Below are 18,760 nucleotides of genomic sequence, written 5' to 3'. Positions count from 1 at the left end.
TTCTAAATCTTTAAGGGTACAAAAACTTGTATTAACTTTTTTATCTTCATAATCCGGTTTTACTGTTTCTAAATCTTTAAGGGTACAAAAACTTGTATTAACTTTTTTATCTTCATAATCCGGTTTTACTGTTTCTAAATCTTTAAGGGTACAAAAACACAGTTGGACCCGTCTTTTTTTATTGAATTGTTTTACTGTTTCTAAATCTTTAAGGGTACAAAAACCGTCTCTCGACAATATCAATATATCACGAAGTTTTACTGTTTCTAAATCTTTAAGGGTACAAAAACTCAACAATTTGTTTATAGTCCATATAAACAGTTTTACTGTTTCTAAATCTTTAAGGGTACAAAAACCTTGTAAGGCTTTTAATTTTTCTGTTGATAGTTTTACTGTTTCTAAATCTTTAAGGGTACAAAAACCTCAAATTCAAAAAATAACTAAATATCTAATTAATCTTTCAAAAATTTGGTCTCCGTACTATTAAGTAAACTACATTCTAAGTTAAACGACGTCTCGTAACCTAAAATCTCATTTACTACTTTCAATAATACCAAATCTTTACTAGATATAAACATCTTTTTACTTGATCCAACAAGTGGAGCAATTCTCCTTATGGCATTTACTGTATCTTCAGGACTCCAATAGAAATCGGCTGGATAATGTAGCTTTATAGTTTCTAGCAAATTCTCAAAAGGTAACATTTGATGAAATTCGTCGGCCGCAATTACAATATTTTCGACATCATGCTCACAGATTGGAATATTCTCTAAGCTGTTGCCGATGACTATTAATTTCATATCGGATTCTGCTGCCATATTTTTTGCCTTCAAAACAAAATTGTACATCTCTTCAGCGGAAACAAAACTTTCTAAATTGTAAAGAATCAACCAAACTGTATGTCCATCATTATCAAGTTTAAATTTAAGGAAATTCAGAAATTCATCTAACAAGGCTTCTGTATCCATGAATTCCAAAGGATAGATACTGTTATCTAACTCATAATTCATCATCAAATTATTTTTCAATAAATCCGAATAAGTTTGCTCTTGAAAAGAAACTTTTAAATTATTAGAATTCTCATCCAAAGTATCTTGTAAATTCAACTCTATTTTTAATAGCTCGTCATTCATTCTTTCCAGATTATGATTGACTTCTATATTATCTGACTGACTATTCAGATAATCAAATAACAAGGAATTCTTTTTATAAATCATTTGGTTATAAATACTTTCTCTACTGTTAATAAAGTAGGTTTCATTATTTTTAACCGACATAGCCTCATCATCAAAAGTAATTTCAATTTTGTCATCACCATAAATATTCGTCGACAATTGTGGAGCTTTATTGAAGTAATAGTACAAACTACGAAAAATTTTCCACATTTGCTTCTGATTAGGACCAGTAATATATACTGATTCATCTAGATCAATATCTAAGAATTTTTGATTTTCTAATTCAATACTCAACATCATATGACTACCAGTTCCTTGTTTCCAACTAATAGCTCTTGCTTACTTCTATTGCCGACAAGCACTTGCATATCACCATATTGTTTCTCACTAACGTACACTAATCTAACCTCACCATGTGGTGGTAAATAGTTCTTTATATCATTTTCATATTTCTTAGCCGCCGCTCGATTTTGGACGGCTCGGCAATAAATTGAATACTGTAACATTGTAAAACCATTCTTCAACAAAGATTTTCGAAAGATTCGATAATTGCGCTTTTCATTTGTAGTTTCCATGGGTAAATCAAACATACACATCATTCTCATATTTTGATATTTCATCCTTTTTCACCTATAAAATTATTTAACGTAATTTTCACTAATAAAGTTGGATCAGTTTGATCGATAGCTGTAACAAAACTATTAACGTATTCTTGCATGGAATTACTGATCGTCATTTTCTTATTATTGACGACAATTTTTTGATTCATAAATTCAATAATCTTCAGTCTTGATTCATAAGTCAAATAGTCTTTATCACTTAGAGCAAACTCATTAACCCAATAATCCATCAATGGACGATATGGTTCCATCAAGTCGTCAGCCAGATTAAAACTATTAAACTCATTACGATGAAATATACCTAACATCGTTATTAATCCATTTCCGACCACAATTCTAGCCATACTAGATCGAATAATCGCATACCCAAAATTCATTGCTCCATTAATTAGACAATCTTCATCCCTTGTGAATGACTTTCCATAAAGTGAATCAAAATAAACTTTAGCAACGTGGCCTTCACGATTAGTAGAATCTCCGATTTCTAGTCCATCAATCAAGTCTTCTATCAATTCGATTCTGTCACTATCCACTCCGCAATATTTGATATATCCTAGTTGGTTATTCATTTTTTGGCCAACTACGGCTTTCCAAAGTATACCTTTTTGTTCAGGAGTCCATCCTGCTTGGTTAATAACCCTTTTAGAACAGTGATGGTACTGTCCGTACGGTAAATACATTCCGACAGGCAAATATTTATCATCACAAATTACTAAGCCAACATTATTCTGGCTTAAGCTGGATAATAGTTTTGTCGTAATTTTAGTTCGATTTCCTTCCAAAACAACCACTGAAATATCACTTAATGGAATATAAACCTTATCCTCCTTTTTACGCACCTCCAAATTATCTAATCTTAATCGTAATTCATCGCCTTCTTTGACATGGACAATTCTCCAAGCCATGATTTAACCTCCAAATTTTGATAAAAAAAAAACCACCTATTTTTTCAAATAGGTGGTAAATTCGGAATAAATCCTTATTTTTGTAGATCCTTAAAGATTTAGAAACAGTAAAACTAAAACTTTAAGCGAATGAATATTCAAACATATAAGGCGTCCCTTACAACTAAGATATTACCATATCAAAAGGATTAATCAAGAATATCTTTTGGATTTTCTCCTTCTTTTTCAAGGTAATATGGATCACCTAAAATATTTGTATTTACTTTCCAAATCTTACAATTTTTCGGAATCATTTTCTTTATAATCTGCCCTTTTGAATGCCCATAAATAGGATAGTCACCATCTTTATTGTCAAATTTATCAATCGGCTTCAATTCCGCATACCCACTACTTACAGCATTACGAGACCAAAACAGCAATTCAACCGATTCATGCGTCCCCAAATTCTCAACTTTAATCCGATCCTTACGATACAAACTAAACATGAATTCTGAAGTATCAGCCACTCCTTCACGTTTTTTAATCTCTAAGTATTTAGCTTTTTTAATTCCGTATCCTTCACCTTTATTGAACTTCAAATCTGAATATTTAATACCCATAATTTCATATTCATTGGTCTCGTGGTTAAAGTAGACATCTGTTCGCCAAGGTTTTAATGATTGTAGAACGACATGCTTATCCTTAGCGCTTTTTGGCGTGATATCAATATGAGAACCGAGCTTCTTATCCAAATATTTAAGTTGTTTAATTACTGGACCGTTATTTTTTTTCGCATATTTACGAACCATACCATGGTCAAGTCGATAACTTTCAAATGGACTGATGTCAAATACTTTAAATTTGCCATTTGCTTGTTCAACTTCTCTTTTATTTGGATAATTTTTCATTATCTCAACCAATTTATCAAAACTTCTTGGATCATATTTGGCTAATAAGAATTTCGTTTCATCTTTATCACAAAGAGCCTTAAATTTCTTATAGCCATCGACACTATAAATATCTTTGATTTTACCTACGACATACTCAGATTCTTGTTTGTCTTTTGCTAATTGACCTTTTCTTGTTGAATAAATCGTCGCATCGCTGACTTTACGATTCATCTTTTTATCAACTTGATGAGAAAACTTGATTCTATCATCTGCGTTATTCAATTCATTGAAGAAACCAGCATAAGGCTCACTGTACATCGTCTTATTAAAATTCTTATCGTCTAAAATTTCACCAGTAGTAATATCGATTGACGACTCACCAACATTTTTAGGGAAAATAGTACTGCCCTTTTTCCACATATTTAAAAATGGTGTTGCGGCAATAATTGAGGCATCAATGGCATGATGATGGAAAGTATCACGTGTCTTATTAATATTCCAGTGCTTACGCATGTTAGAAGTAAATTTTCCACGAATAACTGTCACTTTGGTTCCATCATTTTTTTCTTTGAAGAACTCTTGCAAACTGTTCAAAACTATTCTTGAAGAATATCTTGTATCAACCAAATTACGAGTGATGAATCTCTTTCTAGTATCAATATCATTGACATTTTCTTCAAACAAATAATTATCACGTTTAGCTTTACCGTAATTTTTATTACCTAAAATTATTTTTTTAAATTTATCATAACCGATACCATGACCTTCATTCATAAATTCGAATGGGGTCTTTTGTGCCTTAATCTGATTCATCGAAGCAAAACACAGTGTTTTATTGTTTAAACTATCATCAAAAGAAATCGATTGTGGAATAATGTGGTCAATTTCAAATTTATCTGGATTACTCAATAAATCATCTGGATCGATTAATTTATCACAATATGGATCTTTTTTCTCTTGCAAATACCACAATCGAATTTCAGTTTGTAACTTATGATTCCCGTACAAAGCAGCTTTAACCTTATTCTCATCCCCAATAGCATCAACAAAAGTTATATATGCCTTATCTTTTTGTTGCTTATTTTCCTTTTGGAATTTCTTAATTTGATCTTTTTCTTCATCCAGATTCTTATCTCGAGGCATTTCCACAACTAAATAATCAATTTTGCCATACTTTTTTAGCACGGCATTAACAATTTTTAAAGCTTCACGAACCGCTTTTGATGCAACTGGATTATAAATATCCTTAGCAATTTCTCGATAAGGTAAATATTTATTATTTTCAAAACGATGTTGATTTTTCTTAACCAGTCCTAATTCATTTAGGAGCGTCATCTGTTCAACTGGACGTTCTTCCATAATCGGAATCAATTCCTGCATTGTTTTAACTGAGAAACGATGCCATTTATGATTAGTACTAATTTTAAAGCTTGCTTTATGATCGATAATAAACTGAATTAAATCGTCAGTTAAAAATTTAAATTCAGGCTGCAAGCGATTTTTCAATTGTTTTCTTATTTCACCATTTTCAGTATTAAGCGTCACAATAAAACTCAAACGGTCGAGAAATTCTGCTGGCCAATCAGAGATATCAACTCCATCAGCTAGAAAATCTTTATGGACCTTTCGATAAATACTCATCGAACTTATCTCTGGTTTGTCCTTATCATCAACTCGAAAACCTTTAATATCATCTTTATCACAACCCGTAACTTTTTTAATTAAGTTAACCATTTGCACAGTTTTAACACTAGTTTTCAATTCATGAATAATGGCCTTTTTATTTTCAGTTGTGAGTTTCTGATCCTCTAAACTAAGAATTCGTAAATTATTCAAATCATTCAATAAATTAAACAACTGTGCCGTATAAGAAGCACTCGAGGCCCGTAATTCTTTAGGATGAACTTTGTCATGACCAATCAACTCTTCAAATAAATTATCAAGCGTTCGACCATCAGTTTTATAAATACCATAATCTGTTCGCGATAATTCATTTCCGGGACCTTCAAAGTAGCCTCTTTTACGAGTCAAAATTTTGGAGTATTGTTCAAAGAATTCACTCGTCAAAATTTCCGGATAAAATTGTTTTTGTTCTTCAATAATTTGCTTAGCTTCTTTTTCATAAGCACTAGTTGGAAATACATTTAGTAAAACAGTCTGGTTGTCATCTTCACCAACCACGACTTTTCCACGAACCGCTCCATATTCTTGCAATCTTTGTAATTGGATTTGAGCTGGAGTCATAGTCTTTAACTCATCACTATTGATTTTCAGACTCTTTGAATAATCATTGCCACTATCTTCATCCACATCGGCATCCTTTAAAGCGTAACTAATTCCACGATGCTTAATGATCTGATATAAAGCATAGGCTAATTCAATTTTTGATAATTGCTCACTCAATCCTTTGACCCGAATTTCATAAGGATTCCAGTTTTGATTAAATTCTGAGTCAAATTTAGAATCTTTAGCCAATAAACCAAATTCTTTAAATAGTTTCACTGTATCACTTCGTCTTTGACGATTACGATTTAAGCGTCTTCTGGCACCACGCATACCTCGACGTGTTTGATTTTCTTCAGCAATTTTAGCATTAAAGAGTCGCGAACCCAATTCAACAATTTTTGCTTGATCAATATTCAAGACACTGAAACCAACTGAAGCAACACCGATATCCAAACCTAAACTAATCTTATCTGCCATCTCTACATCCCCTAGGTAGCTCAATAAAAGCTCGTTATTTAATTCACTAGTTTGACTATAGCATATTTTAAACTTCCAAAATATCCAAAAAGACACCTATAAAAAAATAGGTGTCCGTCACTAAAATTATATTTATTAAAAGTCCAAACTAGGGTCAGCATTCAAATCCAAATCGGCAAAATCACCTTTGTCGTATTGAATTTGAGCCATTGCACCGATCATTGCGGCATTGTCTCCACAAAGGCGAAGTGGAGGAAAGACTAATTCCATATCTAAATTACGTTCTTTAATTTCTTGTGCCAAACGTTTTCTCAAACCTTGGTTAGCGGAAACTCCCCCACCTACGATCAATTGCTTAACTGGATGTTGTTTCAAGGCTCTGAAAGTCTTGTTACTTAAAATATCTAAAACTGCAGCTTGAAAACTGGCAGCTAGATCATTCTTATTGAGTTCTTCATGAACTTGATCAGCATGGTGAACGCGATTGATGAAGGCACTCTTCAAACCACTGAAACTAAAGTCTAAGTTATCTTCTTGAACCATGGCACGTGGAAAATCAAAGGTATCTTTACCTTTAGTAGCCATTTGGTCAACTTTTTTACCGGCTGGATAGTTAATGCCAAGAATTCGCCCAATCTTATCATAGGCTTCACCGACGGCGTCATCTCTAGTGTCACCAAGCGTCTGGAAAACTCCTGGAGCGGTAACTAAAACTATTTCAGTGTGACCACCAGATACCAAGAGTGACATGAATGGATATTGTAAATCAGTTACAAAATTTGCTGAATAAATATGTCCTGCCAAATGGTTAACTTTGATCAAAGGCAAATTGTGAGCAAAAGCGACCGTCTTAGCAGCCATGATACCGATCAATAATGAACCGACGAGTCCTGGTCCAAAGGTTACGGCCACGGCATCCAAATCTTGATAGCCAACTTTAGCCTCTTCTAATGCCAAATTGATACAATGGGTGATTTCTTCAACGTGGTGACGACTAGCTACTTCTGGAACTACGCCTCCAAAACGTTGATGACTCCTGATTTGTGTTGCAATTATGTTTGATAATATTTCGTTTCCATTTTTAATAACTGCGACAGAAGTTTCATCACAACTACTTTCAAATGACATGATTAATGTATCTTTTTTCAAAATAATCTCCTTAAAGGTCAACCATCATTTCTAAAGCGTCGTGATGATTTCTAAAATAATACCGTTTATGAACTGTTTTGACTTTGAAACCAAAGGCTTTATACAAAGCAATGGCTGAATCGTTAGTTACATCAACTTCAAGTGACATCTTTTTAAAGTTACGTTTTCGACAATAATGGAAAACTTGATTCAAAAGTAGATGGCCAATTCCTAATTTTTGAAATTCACTGTGAACCGCCAAATTAGTAATGTGTGACTCGACTTTATCGCTCAAGGAAATTCCAATGAAGGCAACTACTCCCTTTTTATTTTCCAATGACAAATAGAGCGCATTCTTATTACCAATTTCCATTTTCACAATATCGATAGGCCATGGTACAGGAATAGGATAAATGGTTTCTTGAATTCGCATGTATTCGATGGCATCTTGCTGGATAGCTTTACGCAAGGTGTATTCTTGTCCGTCAATCGTAACTAACTGCTTATCAAAATCAAACTTTTCCGTTTTACTACTTAAAATACTTTTAAACTTCTTCAACATAGGAAACATTCTTGTCTTCCTTATTACCTTTAGCATACCAGTCATGCTCTGCTTGCGTGAGACGCAAATAGGTTGGGATAAAGTTATCAATATCCTTAACTGCTGGTGTCGTCTCTGCAATTTTACTTAATTTAGCAGCATCTGGCAACGAATCCTCAGTAGAAATTATCGTTGCTTCAGGAAAATGATTTTGAATTAATTCGGTTAATCTTGGTGTTGCATTGATAAATTCCAATTCTTGTGATTCATATTGTTCTAAAGTTTCAAATAAATTTTTCATTGAAGTATGGTGGTCACTGATCACAGTTAATAGACGACCATCCCGATTATTAACGTAAACTCCGGCAAAAGCGTTGTCATTTCTAGCATCCATCAAAGGAACTAAGAGATGTTTCTTATCACCATTAGCAGCTAACAACTTCAAACTAGAAACACCGACTAATTTTTTATTCAAAGTATCCGCTAAAACTTTTGCAACCGTGACAGCAATTCTAACACCAGTATATGAACCAGGTCCTTTAGCAACTGCAATCAAGTCGATATCATCAACAGATAAATTGGCTTTTTCTAAACTTTTTTTAATATCTGGTAAAAGTGAAACACTGTGGGTCTTTTTCTCAGTTGATTCAATATGTGCTAAAACTTCGCCATCAACAACTACCGCAACGGATAATGGCTTATTGGATGTATCAAATGCTAATATTTTCATAATAATCCCTCATTCTTAATAGAATTATTTTAACACATAATTTTTATCCAAAAAAAAAATCGACCTATAGGCCGATTTTATTAAATTTTGAATTATCGATCCATTTAAGAACGATATACAAAAGTCCTGTTTGATAAACCAAACTAAATGCCTCTTTGGCAAGTCTTGGTACCAATAAAGTCATGACCGGTAAATTGGTCATCATCTGAATCCACAAGGTATTCATTGCTGTATTAACAATTACCGTAATCAATAACACGGTGATGAACGTTCTGAGAACTGTTACTTTGTGGTTGTGTAACATGTACCCATAAATCAAACCTGCCACAAGTGCTGACAAGGTGAAACCAAAGAAGAAACTACTACCTGAAGGCAAAACTGTATGACCAATAATATCTGCCAAGACGTTAGCAATTGCAGCCTTGTATGGTCCAAAATAATACCCCATCAAAGCAATTGCAATAAAACTAAAGCCTACCTTCAAAGTATTGCTACCGATTGATAACTTTCCTAAAACCATTTGTAAAGCTATCAACAGTGCCATCCACGTAACTTCTTGAACACTAATTACCTTTGTCCTACTGTTGTTCATAATCCGACATCTCCCAAACGGAGCTGCCACCGCATATAAAAGAGGCCTATATAAAGTGGCGAATGCGGAAACAAGATCGCGAGTAAACTCTTTGTCCGATGTTCACATTCCGTTCCATCAGCACTTAACGCCTTGAATCCTACTCCAAATAATTTTTAGTACCTCAATATAGTAGCACAAATATTTTTGGTTACAAGTGATTAGTTTGGATTTTATTTATTTCCCCACTCAAACTGAGCAGTAACGTTCAGTACGTCACCGTCTTTAATCCAATGAATAGATTTATTATTCGTATTATCAAGTTTTGCATAGGCTACTGGTTGACTATCCAAATTCAATTCTTTTTCGTATTTTATATCCATACTCTTAATTCGATGACTGGCAATAAAATCAGTATCAAGTGTATCGATCATCCAATCGAAATAATATGAATTATTAACATGTTTATTAACATCGATGTTGTAATAGCCAATATGTTGTTTCTGTTTGAAATCATAATCATCTGGAATTTTGATTCGGTTAAAGCGTTGAATCCGATTAACTTCTTCAGCTCCAAATTTGTTATCCAAACGATCCGCTGCACCGACGATTTTCCGTTCTTTAATATCGATCAAAACAAAAGCACTCTGAGCTTTAGCTAAGACGTTTCCATCTAAATCCTCGACCCAGAAGTTACGATAAAAGAAATATTTGTTATAACTCGTTGCTTGAGTCGTCACTTTCAACTTTTGACCCAAGGTAGGCATTTGTAAGATGTCTAAATGATATTGAACCACTACCCAACCTAAGCCATTGTTCTCAACCATCTCAGTACTATCAACATCAGCTTGATGCAACTGCTTTTCAGACGTCAACAGCATGATATCGATCAAAGCCGACAAACGAATATCACCTGTGAAATTTACAAAATAATATGGTACTTCTGTTTCAATTGAAAAGGTTTCTTTAGTCACTTTTCTTCTCCAATTCCATGATAAAGATTATAGACAGCTTGTTTCTTCAAGCCATTAGTCAAGGCAACTTCCTTAATTGCTTTGTTAGGTTTTTTACCAGAGGCAATCAAGTTATCTACTGCTGAGATCAGATCTTGGTCAGAACTTACCGCAACTTCTTCTTCCGGTTTTCCAGCAATTATCAAAACATACTCACCTTTAGGATCGTTGTCTTCGTAATAGGCAGCAACGTCTTTCAAACTTCCCCGTAAAAAGGCTTCGTGAATCTTAGTTAATTCCCGGGCTAAAGCAATCTGCCGGTCATCCCCGAATCGTTCGATCAAATCTTGAATCGTCTTCTTAACTCGATAAGGTGATTCATAGATAATCGTAGTCTCAGAACGCTTTGCCAAATCAGCTAGTGCTTGCGTTCTTTCCTTACCCTTTCGAGGTAAAAAGCCATAGAAGTAAAATGGCTGTGGCTCGATTCCTGAAGCAATCAACGCCGTGATTGAAGCCGTAGCACCTGGCAGCGGAATGACTGGGATCTCTTCTTTGATAGCTGCTTTGACTAATTCCTTACCAGGATCACTGATCGAAGGAGCTCCGGCATCACTAACTTGAGCAATTTTTAAACCGTCATTCATTTTTTCTATTAATTCTGGAATACGTTGCGCAGTATTATGTTCATGAAAACTTATTAATTCTGTTGGTATTTCAAAATGATTCAATAAATTCTTAGTATTACGAGTATCCTCTGCCGCAACCAAGTCTGCTTCTTTTAAAGTGTTGACAGCTCGAAAAGTCATGTCTTCTAAATTACCAATTGGTGTTGGCACTAAAAAAAGGCAGCCCTTCGAATTTTCAACAAAACTTTTTTGTTCCTTCATTCAAATAGCTCCCCTTACTTTTTAACTTTTTTATTCTTCTTCCAGTTCGTTCCGTACAAAACGTTCATACAGAATAAACATTCCTCATCATTATCACGATGAGATCCATAGTACTGTTGGCAAACGTGAAATCCTTTGCGATAAAGTTTTTCCAAATTCAATCGCGAATCAGACAACGCATTGCCATTAAAATCCTTTTCCTCATAGCCAACTTTTTCTAAGTGTTTCCGAAGATTTTGGTTCTCTAACTTAATTTCCTCGTTTTTCTCCAAAGTATCGGACAGTTCCTCTTTCAACAGAGAAACCTTTTTACTTATATCATTTAGTTGATTTGTGATTGTTTCAAATTCATCATATAAATCCTTCTCTGACATGATTTCACCTACTAATCCACAAATTTTAATGACAAATCTTCTAAAATAGCTTGAAAAGATACATTACTTTTCCACATCTGTTCGGCTGTGAATAAGTCATCAGACATTTCAACAATCTTTTTTATCCCCTTGTTGGAAAGTAAATCCTCAGTCGTCAATGTTGATTTTTCTAAATTGTACCTAATTGATAATATATCACTAAAAATCTGATTCAACATGTCGAAAACCAAATGTTGCTGATTTTTATTCTCTACTAAAGGCATGATATCAGTCTGTATATCAATAAAACTATTTATTTTTTGTTTATTAATTTCTCTCAACCAATTGGTGATTGCCGACAACATCGCTTGGTATTTATCACCGGTAATGCTATCCAAATATTTAATATCTGTAAATTTCAAAGCCTTCTGAGCTTGCGGTACTTTGAAACCGACTTCCACCAAACTCTTGATCTCATCTTCATTACTCTTATTCGACAAATGAAAAATCTGCACCCGTGATTGAATCGTTGGCAACAGCTGTTTAGCCGAATCCGCCAACAAAATAATCATCAAGTTACCTTCAGGTTCTTCAATCGTTTTCAACAAATTATTACTAGCTGCGTTAGTCATTTTCTCAGCTTCATCGATAATCAAAATTCGCCTTTTTCCCTGAGTGGCGGTCATATTGGCTTCTTTCTTGAAAAACTTGATATCGTCGACACCAATACTCTGCTTCTCGGTCTCCACTTCTAGGACGTCGGGATTATCACCCAAGGCAATCGTGCGACATTTTTGGCAAGTTTGATCCGGTGCGCCGTCTCGTAAGTTATCACAAAACTGACTTTGAGCTAACCAAATTGCTACCTGTTGGCGTATTTTTGATGATGCGCTATCGATCAAATAAGCGTGCGACAACATGTTTGAAGCAATTATCTTTTTAAATTCCGCAATCACTTTTGGTTGCTCGTCTTGTATTTTCATTTTAGAATCTCACAAATTTTTCCACAGGCAAGATGAAACAAGTTGCTCCACCGACTTGAACTTGAATTGGTTCTGCTAAACTACTTGCTGCTTCTGGCATCAAGAAAGTTGGAGTAACATATTGTGAACGAGTATGACAATTTTTCTTAATAATGCTCAATACATCGTCAACTTTTTCATCTTCAACACCGATAATAAACGTACAATTTCCGGCCTTCAAAAATCCACCAGTTGATGGCAATTTTGTCGCTCTAAAATTACTTTTGACAAGTTTCTCCTGCAATTGTTGACTATCTTTATCTTGAACTATGGCTAAAATTACTTTCATGACTATTCTCCTTTAGCAAAAGTTTTTGGGAATCTCTTAACGATTATATCCAAAACATCTTTGACAACTTGTTCAGGATTTTGATCAGCATTCACGCTTTGGATACGTTCTGGATTATTTTTAACAATTTCTTGATATGAATTATAAACTCTTTCATGGAAACTGAAAGCTGCCTTCTCAAGGCGATCCATTTGTCCCTCATGATCTTTTTTAATTCGAGCCAAACCTATATCAGGTGTGATATCGAAATAAATCGTTAAATCAGGAAAATGACCTTCAATCGCAAAATTATTAATTTCAGCAACTGCTTTAGTTCCAATCTCACGACCGCCACCTTGATAGGCAATCGAACTATCAACAAAACGATCACTGAGCATAATTTTATCTTGTTTAAGCGTTGGTAAAATAACATCAATCAGATGTTGTCGTCTAGCTGCTGCATACAACAAAGCCTCTGTTCGAGCGTCCATTTCTTCATTTTCTTTTTCTAAAATTATTTTTCTTATTTTTTCCGAAATTGGACTACCACCTGGTTCTCTTGACAAGATAACCTCTTTATCGGTTCTTGCTTGTAATAGTGGCATTAATTTTTTTAACGCAGTAGTTTTGCCTGCTCCGTCTGGTCCTTCAAATGAAATAAATATTCCTGACATATAAATAATCTCTCCTAGATGGTTACTACTATTTTACTTGAAATCGGTTATAAATGAAACTTCTTGGAGGTGGTAAATTGTATTTTTGAGGTTTGTTTAGTATGCCGTCCTCCGTACAAGCCCTGTGATTGGCTGGAACGCTGCCGGCACAACTTTGAGCTTTTGCAAAGTGCGCAAAATCTCAAAGATTGGCCTTATCCTAAGTGCTAAAGCACTAAGGATAATTTGGCGGCTGAGCCATCACAGGACTTGTACTCCGGACTGAATTTCATTACTATTGATTATTTGCTTTCCATTTATTTAGGAATACTAATTCTATTCTTATTCTTGACTTGGTATTTTAATGGGTTTATTGTGTTTCTTTATTCTAGATAGTGATAATAACTAGAAAAGTAACCTTGTCATTTTTTTATAAAAAAACCTCTATTCTCAACAGATTTAAAACTTATTAAAGTCTGTTTCAAATAGGGGTTATTCTTTTGTTTTAGAACTATTGTTCTTAGTTTTATAGTCAAAACGAGCTGCACAAGCCAGAAGTACTTACATAGCTACGCTTCCCAAATCGCCCGCAAAGTGCAGCGTGCAATTCGTGAAGCTAGGCTATGTGGTACTTCTAAGCGGCTTGTTACGCTCTCTAAATGAGCTACGTAAGGACAACTCCCTACAAGATAGAGGAACTAACCGTCCTTACTCCGCTCTCTGGTCTACCAATGTTTCTCCGCTCTACTAGGTTGCTTCAAAAATGTATCTTCGTCTCCGAAGATAATATTCGTTGTGGCCTTTGCAGTAGCTTTTCTTCTTCTTGCTTCTAAATACAAGAATTGATACTTCAACTGATCTAGTTTCAGTCTAATTCTAGTTTCGTCGTCTACGTCCACTGAATTGTTGATCATTCTTTGTGTATTACCGATTCGTTTTTGAATTTGGTGAATATTATCTAAAAGGCGATCATCTTCCATTTTTTGAACGGATACTTTATTTCTACCAAACATGTTAAATCTCCCTGCGACCTAGTACCGCACTCTTCAAAGTCATTTCGTCTGCATATTCGATATCAGATCCAACAGCTAGTCCGTGTGCTAGTCTAGTTACTTTTATTCCAGCTGGCTTAACTAATTTGGCTAAATATTGGGCAGTTGCTTCTCCTTCTGGGGTCGCATTTGTGGCAATTATCAACTCTTTTACGTGTTGATTTTCCTTTAAACGATTCAGTAACAGCTTAATATTTAAATCTTCTGGGCCAACTCCATCTACTGGTGATAAGACCCCTCCTAGCACGTGATATAAGCCATTGTAGCCATTCATATCGTCAAGCGACATGATGTCCTTAGCCTGTTCAACTACTAAAATAGTCGATTGATCACGACTCTTATCTTTACATATATTGCAAATATCCTCAGTGGTAATATTTCCACAAATTCGACAACTCTTTAAATCTGTTTTTGCGGAAATTAAATTATCAGCAAATTCTTGCACTTGATCTTTATCCATTCCAAGTGTAAAAAAGGCCATTCTGGTTGCAGTCTTACGACCGATTCCTGGTAACATCATGTAACTATCAATTAATTTTGATATTGGTTCTGGATATTTCATAAACTACATCAACCCGTTTGTGTATTTACCTAATTTAGCTTGTTTATCATTGTCAACGGCTTCAAAGGCATTATTTAAAGCATCGATTAACATATCTTGTAATGTATCTGGATCATCTGGATCGATAATCTTTTCACTGATTGTCATATCAGCGATTTTCTTGTCACCGGTAACTTTAACTGTGACAAAGTCATCAACTGACTTACCTGTGTATTCTGTCTTGTTCAATTCTTCAGTTGTTGCTTGAACTTCTTTTTGCATCTTTTGAGCTTGGCGCATGATGTTGGCCATGTTGCCACCCATTCCGCCCATATTTGGCATTCCTTTACTCATGAAAAAATCCTCCTAGTCATTTTTTATATCAACTATATCGTCACCAAATAATTTTACTGCTTCATCAACGGTGGGATCAGTTTTCTTTTTTGGTTCTTGCTTAGATTCTACTTTACCTTGATTGTTTAAATCAATATTGTTGTCGATATATTCTTTTCGAATCTTAGGCCAATCAGCTTTAGGAACAAGAACTATTTGACAGTCCTTCTTCAAAAGCCGACCAGCATTATTACTTAATTCAGTTAAAAATTCGGTATCATCTTGAGCTTGTTCAAACCACATTTCATAATCAAAAGCTACGACGATACCATCTTTTGAGGCCGCTACTGGTTCAGCGACTTTCATCATAGCACGTTGGGTGATTGAAAGCATACTCATTAAATCGGGCCAAATATCTCGAGCTTCCGACAAGTCCGACTTAGTGGCACTACCGAGGACTTTGTAAATAGCTGTCTTATTGAGACGAGTGTTATTCTTCGTCCGACGATGAGTCTTTTTAACGACCGGTTTTTTAACTTCACCAGTTGCTAAATCCTTCACTTCATTTTGCAAGTGTGACACTTCATCACGAAGTTTATCGATCACCTCATTGTCCATAGCAGCACTTGGTTCTTGAAGATTTGCTTGGGTTTGTGCCTGGGCAATTTTGGGTTCAGAAATCTTAACGGTCAAAATTTCCATATAAATGTCAGTTTGATTGGAATTCTTGAGATTCTTTTGGGTCGCACTGACTTGATCGACGATGTAAAACAAGCGCGCATTATCGAATTTATCAGCAATTGCCAACAATTCTTTGGTCATAACTGACTTATCCATTTTTTCGGACAAATCAGAATCCGAATTATACAAAATTAGGTTTCGACATACCCGAATGATCATCTCGGTGAATCTCAAAGCTGAGCGGCCACTGGCTAAAATTTGGTACAAACTAGTCAACGCTTCAGCGGGATTATTATCAGCGATAGCCTGCATGTACGAAGTGATTTGTTCATTACTCAAAGCACCGGTAACTTCTTGAGCATTCTTCAAGGTCAATTCGTCATCACCATATGATAAGGCTTGATCCAAAATACTCAAAGCATCACGCATTCCACCTTCAGCAGAGGCAGCAATGATATTCAGTGCCTCTTCATCAAAATCAATTTGTTTATCTTTTAAAATAAATTCCATTCGTTGCAAAATATCTTGTTTGGAAATTCTGCGGAAATTAAAACTCTGCGTCCGAGAAATAATTGTAGCGGGAATCTTTTGCGGTTCAGTTGTCGCTAAAATGAACATGACGTTCTCAGGTGGCTCTTCCAAAGTTTTCAACAAGGCATTAAAAGCACCTTGAGAAAGCATATGAACTTCATCAATAATATAGACTTTGAACTTAGCTTCTGTTGGTGCGTACTTAACTTTGTCACGAATATCACGGATCTCTTCAACACCATTGTTTGAAGCAGCATCGATTTCAATCACATCATTTAAACGATTCTCATTGGCAGCTTTACAAATCTCACATTCATTGCAAGGTTCACCGTCATGTGGATTAAGGCAATTCACCGCTTTGGCTAAAATTTTGGCACAAGATGTTTTCCCAGTACCACGGGGACCACTGAATAAATACGCGTGACTCGTCATGTGACTGGCGACCGCATTTCTCAAGGTTTGCGTGATGACATCTTGGCCGATTACATCAGAAAAAGTTTGGGGACGCCAAACTCGATAAAGTGCTTGATATGCCATATTTTCTCCTTTAAAAATCTAATATCTAAATTTTACCACAAGACTTTTGCCAAAGACCGTCTGGAAAAAATTACGCAAAATTTTTTGAGTAATCAAAAAAACTCCTAACCAAATTTGGTTAGGAGGCTAATATACATAACAAAAGGCACATGACACACCTTACTTAGTGCTGCTTCCTTCCGGATCTGACACGATTTGTAAGAGCACCATTGCCCTAAGGCCTTGCGGCAATAACTATGATACTATAAATAAAACATTTTTGCTACTTTTTCCGACGAATTTCCCGAAAGAAATTGCGTAATAAGTCGCCTGTTTCTTCTGCCTTAACGCCACCTAAAACCTCTGGTTGGTGATTGTAAGCCGTCTCAGCTAACAAATTATTGATTGAACCGACTGATCCAGCTTTCGGGTCACTCGCTCCAAAAATAACTTCTTCGATTCGACTGTTGATGATGGCCCCAGCACACATCGGGCAAGGCTCCAAAGTCACAAATAAACTCGTATGTTCCAATCGCCAGCTACCAATCTTTTCACAGGCAGCCTCAATGGCAATGATCTCAGCATGCTTGATAGCATTTTGAGTCTCTTCACGTTCATTGGAACCAACGGAAATAACTTCACCAGTGGTATTATCAACGATCACACAACCAATCGGCACTTCTCTTCTAGTCTCGGCCTTCTTGGCTTCGGCAATCGCTAGATCCATATATTGATTAATTTCTGTTTCTGAAAATATCATTTTAACTAATTAAATTGGTTACTTTCTTTTCTAAATATTGGGGAATGTTAGGAGATTTCAATTTCAATTGCTCTCTTTGTCTTTGTAATGAGTCAAGAATTTCAACCAATTCACGAACTTGACTATCAGACAAAGTTCCCACGAATTCCATTAATTTATCGTTACCGTGCAAATATTTATCAACCATTGCTTCTAATTTTTCACGGTCTTTTTTAATTGATTGGTCCTTTAAAAAATGAATTAATGCATAAATTGCTAAAAATAGTCCTGCTGAAACTACAGATAAAATTGATACGATCAAAATTTTCTTCTTCATATGTAAACGCCTCCAACAAGAATATAACATACTGCGCAAATTTTTAAATCAATTTACTTTTTAAAATATAATAACCCTTTGCCCGCGTGACGATTTCAACGTTTCCAAAAGTTTCATCCATCAACTTTTTAGCTGAAGGTGCACCTTGCTTCTTCTGTAGTACGATCCACAATTCACCGTTTTTGAGCAAGTGATCTTTCGCTTGTTGCAAAATAGCCGTCACAACTGCTTTACCAGCGCGGACTGGCGGATTTGATACAACTAGAGCATAGTTTGCTTGAACATTTTTGTAAACATCCGATTCGAAAATATCGACATTCTTAATATTGTTATTTTCAGCATTTTGCTTAGCTAAATCCAACGCTCTTAAATTAACATCAACCATCGTTACCGTCCGACTAGTTTGTTCCTTAGCCAAGGCTAAACCGATTGGTCCATATCCACAACCGACATCTAAAATATCGCCTTCAGGAACGTTTTGAAAATCAATTGCGTCGATCAAAACTCTAGAGCCGTAATCAATGGTTTGGCGTGAGAAAACTCCACTGTCAGAAATAAAATGTAAATTATGCTTTCTCAAAGTGAAATCGAATTTTTTTAACTCATGTTCTAGATCAGGCGTATTGTCAAAATATTGATTAGCCATAAG

The 18,760-nt window shown here is 35.2% G+C and carries 21 protein-coding genes, 1 other RNA gene, 1 CRISPR repeat array and 1 riboswitch; all 22 genes read right to left on the bottom strand.

Annotation, left to right across the window (positions count from 1 at the left end; translation table 11 throughout):
- Nucleotides 1-56 precede the first annotated feature (56 nt).
- Nucleotides 57-422: a CRISPR direct-repeat array (repeat unit 36 nt; unit sequence GTTTTACTGTTTCTAAATCTTTAAGGGTACAAAAAC).
- A gap of 30 nt (nt 423-452) precedes the next feature.
- The 22 genes from csn2-St to U8521_RS11195 all read right to left on the bottom strand — a co-directional run bounded on the left by csn2-St (nt 453) and on the right by U8521_RS11195 (nt 18,757).
- Nucleotides 453-1,475, bottom strand: a complete 1,023-nt coding sequence (gene csn2-St / locus U8521_RS11300) for a CRISPR-associated protein Csn2-St (protein WP_334352769.1) — start codon at nt 1,473-1,475, stop codon at nt 453-455.
- Nucleotides 1,472-1,780 (bottom strand): CRISPR-associated endonuclease Cas2, encoded by a 309-nt coding sequence (cas2, locus tag U8521_RS11295; protein WP_334352768.1) that lies wholly within the window; start codon nt 1,778-1,780, stop codon nt 1,472-1,474. The genes csn2-St and cas2 overlap by 4 nt, the downstream gene beginning before the upstream one ends.
- Before the next feature lie 11 nt (nt 1,781-1,791).
- Nucleotides 1,792-2,700: a type II CRISPR-associated endonuclease Cas1 gene (gene cas1, locus U8521_RS11290; RefSeq protein ID WP_334352767.1), complete on the bottom strand. Its 909-nt coding sequence runs from the start codon at nt 2,698-2,700 to the stop codon at nt 1,792-1,794.
- A 188-nt stretch (nt 2,701-2,888) separates the two neighbouring features.
- Nucleotides 2,889-6,272, bottom strand: a complete 3,384-nt coding sequence (cas9, locus tag U8521_RS11285; protein WP_334352766.1) for a type II CRISPR RNA-guided endonuclease Cas9 — start codon at nt 6,270-6,272, stop codon at nt 2,889-2,891.
- Nucleotides 6,273-6,407: 135 nt separating this feature from the next.
- Nucleotides 6,408-7,400 carry a tRNA (adenosine(37)-N6)-threonylcarbamoyltransferase complex transferase subunit TsaD gene (tsaD, locus tag U8521_RS11280; protein WP_334352783.1) on the bottom strand — a complete coding sequence of 331 codons (993 nt, stop codon included), beginning with the start codon at nt 7,398-7,400 and terminating at the stop codon, nt 6,408-6,410.
- A 31-nt stretch (nt 7,401-7,431) separates the two neighbouring features.
- Nucleotides 7,432-7,971, bottom strand: a complete 540-nt coding sequence (gene rimI / locus U8521_RS11275) for a ribosomal protein S18-alanine N-acetyltransferase (RefSeq protein ID WP_334331641.1) — start codon at nt 7,969-7,971, stop codon at nt 7,432-7,434.
- Nucleotides 7,946-8,671 (bottom strand): tRNA (adenosine(37)-N6)-threonylcarbamoyltransferase complex dimerization subunit type 1 TsaB, encoded by a 726-nt coding sequence (gene tsaB / locus U8521_RS11270; protein WP_334352765.1) that lies wholly within the window; start codon nt 8,669-8,671, stop codon nt 7,946-7,948. The genes rimI and tsaB overlap by 26 nt, the downstream gene beginning before the upstream one ends.
- Nucleotides 8,672-8,735: 64 nt before the next feature.
- Nucleotides 8,736-9,263: a folate family ECF transporter S component gene (locus tag U8521_RS11265; RefSeq protein WP_334331643.1), complete on the bottom strand. Its 528-nt coding sequence runs from the start codon at nt 9,261-9,263 to the stop codon at nt 8,736-8,738.
- Nucleotides 9,264-9,317: 54 nt separating this feature from the next.
- Nucleotides 9,318-9,412: riboswitch (THF riboswitch) on the bottom strand.
- 63 nt (nt 9,413-9,475) lie between these two features.
- Nucleotides 9,476-10,216: an acyl-[acyl-carrier-protein] thioesterase gene (locus U8521_RS11260; protein WP_334352764.1), complete on the bottom strand. Its 741-nt coding sequence runs from the start codon at nt 10,214-10,216 to the stop codon at nt 9,476-9,478.
- Nucleotides 10,213-11,085 (bottom strand): 16S rRNA (cytidine(1402)-2'-O)-methyltransferase, encoded by an 873-nt coding sequence (rsmI, locus tag U8521_RS11255; protein WP_334352763.1) that lies wholly within the window; start codon nt 11,083-11,085, stop codon nt 10,213-10,215. The genes U8521_RS11260 and rsmI overlap by 4 nt, the downstream gene beginning before the upstream one ends.
- A 14-nt stretch (nt 11,086-11,099) precedes the next feature.
- Nucleotides 11,100-11,459 carry a DNA replication initiation control protein YabA gene (locus tag U8521_RS11250; RefSeq protein ID WP_135372020.1) on the bottom strand — a complete coding sequence of 120 codons (360 nt, stop codon included), beginning with the start codon at nt 11,457-11,459 and terminating at the stop codon, nt 11,100-11,102.
- An 11-nt stretch (nt 11,460-11,470) separates the two neighbouring features.
- Nucleotides 11,471-12,421, bottom strand: coding sequence for a DNA polymerase III delta subunit-related protein (locus U8521_RS11245; protein WP_334352762.1), 951 nt, complete (start codon nt 12,419-12,421; stop codon nt 11,471-11,473).
- A 1-nt stretch (nt 12,422) separates the two neighbouring features.
- Nucleotides 12,423-12,749: a cyclic di-AMP receptor DarA gene (gene darA, locus U8521_RS11240; RefSeq protein WP_334331647.1), complete on the bottom strand. Its 327-nt coding sequence runs from the start codon at nt 12,747-12,749 to the stop codon at nt 12,423-12,425.
- A gap of 2 nt (nt 12,750-12,751) precedes the next feature.
- Nucleotides 12,752-13,402 carry a dTMP kinase gene (gene tmk / locus U8521_RS11235; protein WP_334331648.1) on the bottom strand — a complete coding sequence of 217 codons (651 nt, stop codon included), beginning with the start codon at nt 13,400-13,402 and terminating at the stop codon, nt 12,752-12,754.
- A 704-nt stretch (nt 13,403-14,106) separates the two neighbouring features.
- Nucleotides 14,107-14,394 carry a YaaL family protein gene (locus tag U8521_RS11230; RefSeq protein WP_334331649.1) on the bottom strand — a complete coding sequence of 96 codons (288 nt, stop codon included), beginning with the start codon at nt 14,392-14,394 and terminating at the stop codon, nt 14,107-14,109.
- A gap of 1 nt (nt 14,395) precedes the next feature.
- Nucleotides 14,396-14,995 (bottom strand): recombination mediator RecR, encoded by a 600-nt coding sequence (recR, locus tag U8521_RS11225; RefSeq protein ID WP_334331650.1) that lies wholly within the window; start codon nt 14,993-14,995, stop codon nt 14,396-14,398.
- Nucleotides 14,996-14,998: 3 nt separating this feature from the next.
- Nucleotides 14,999-15,307: a YbaB/EbfC family nucleoid-associated protein gene (locus tag U8521_RS11220; protein WP_218960995.1), complete on the bottom strand. Its 309-nt coding sequence runs from the start codon at nt 15,305-15,307 to the stop codon at nt 14,999-15,001.
- 33 nt (nt 15,308-15,340) lie between these two features.
- Entirely contained in the window at nt 15,341-17,056 is a 1,716-nt protein-coding gene (gene dnaX, locus U8521_RS11215; RefSeq protein WP_334352761.1) for a DNA polymerase III subunit gamma/tau, read from the bottom strand.
- Nucleotides 17,057-17,192: 136 nt separating this feature from the next.
- An RNA gene (ffs, locus tag U8521_RS11210) (signal recognition particle sRNA small type) lies at nt 17,193-17,275 on the bottom strand.
- A gap of 43 nt (nt 17,276-17,318) precedes the next feature.
- Nucleotides 17,319-17,795, bottom strand: a complete 477-nt coding sequence (locus U8521_RS11205) for a nucleoside deaminase (RefSeq protein WP_334352760.1) — start codon at nt 17,793-17,795, stop codon at nt 17,319-17,321.
- A 1-nt stretch (nt 17,796) separates the two neighbouring features.
- Entirely contained in the window at nt 17,797-18,111 is a 315-nt protein-coding gene (locus U8521_RS11200; RefSeq protein ID WP_334352759.1) for a hypothetical protein, read from the bottom strand.
- 43 nt (nt 18,112-18,154) lie between these two features.
- Complete coding sequence (locus U8521_RS11195) at nt 18,155-18,757, bottom strand: class I SAM-dependent methyltransferase (RefSeq protein WP_334331654.1); 603 nt, start codon at nt 18,755-18,757, stop codon at nt 18,155-18,157.
- Nucleotides 18,758-18,760 lie beyond the last annotated feature (3 nt).

The sequence above is a fragment of the Companilactobacillus miaonis genome, from assembly GCF_036913615.1.
Classification (GTDB): Bacteria; Bacillota; Bacilli; order Lactobacillales; family Lactobacillaceae; genus Companilactobacillus.
The sequence above is the reverse complement of the archived record's forward strand: the minus strand, read 5'-3'. Positions and strand labels throughout refer to the sequence as shown.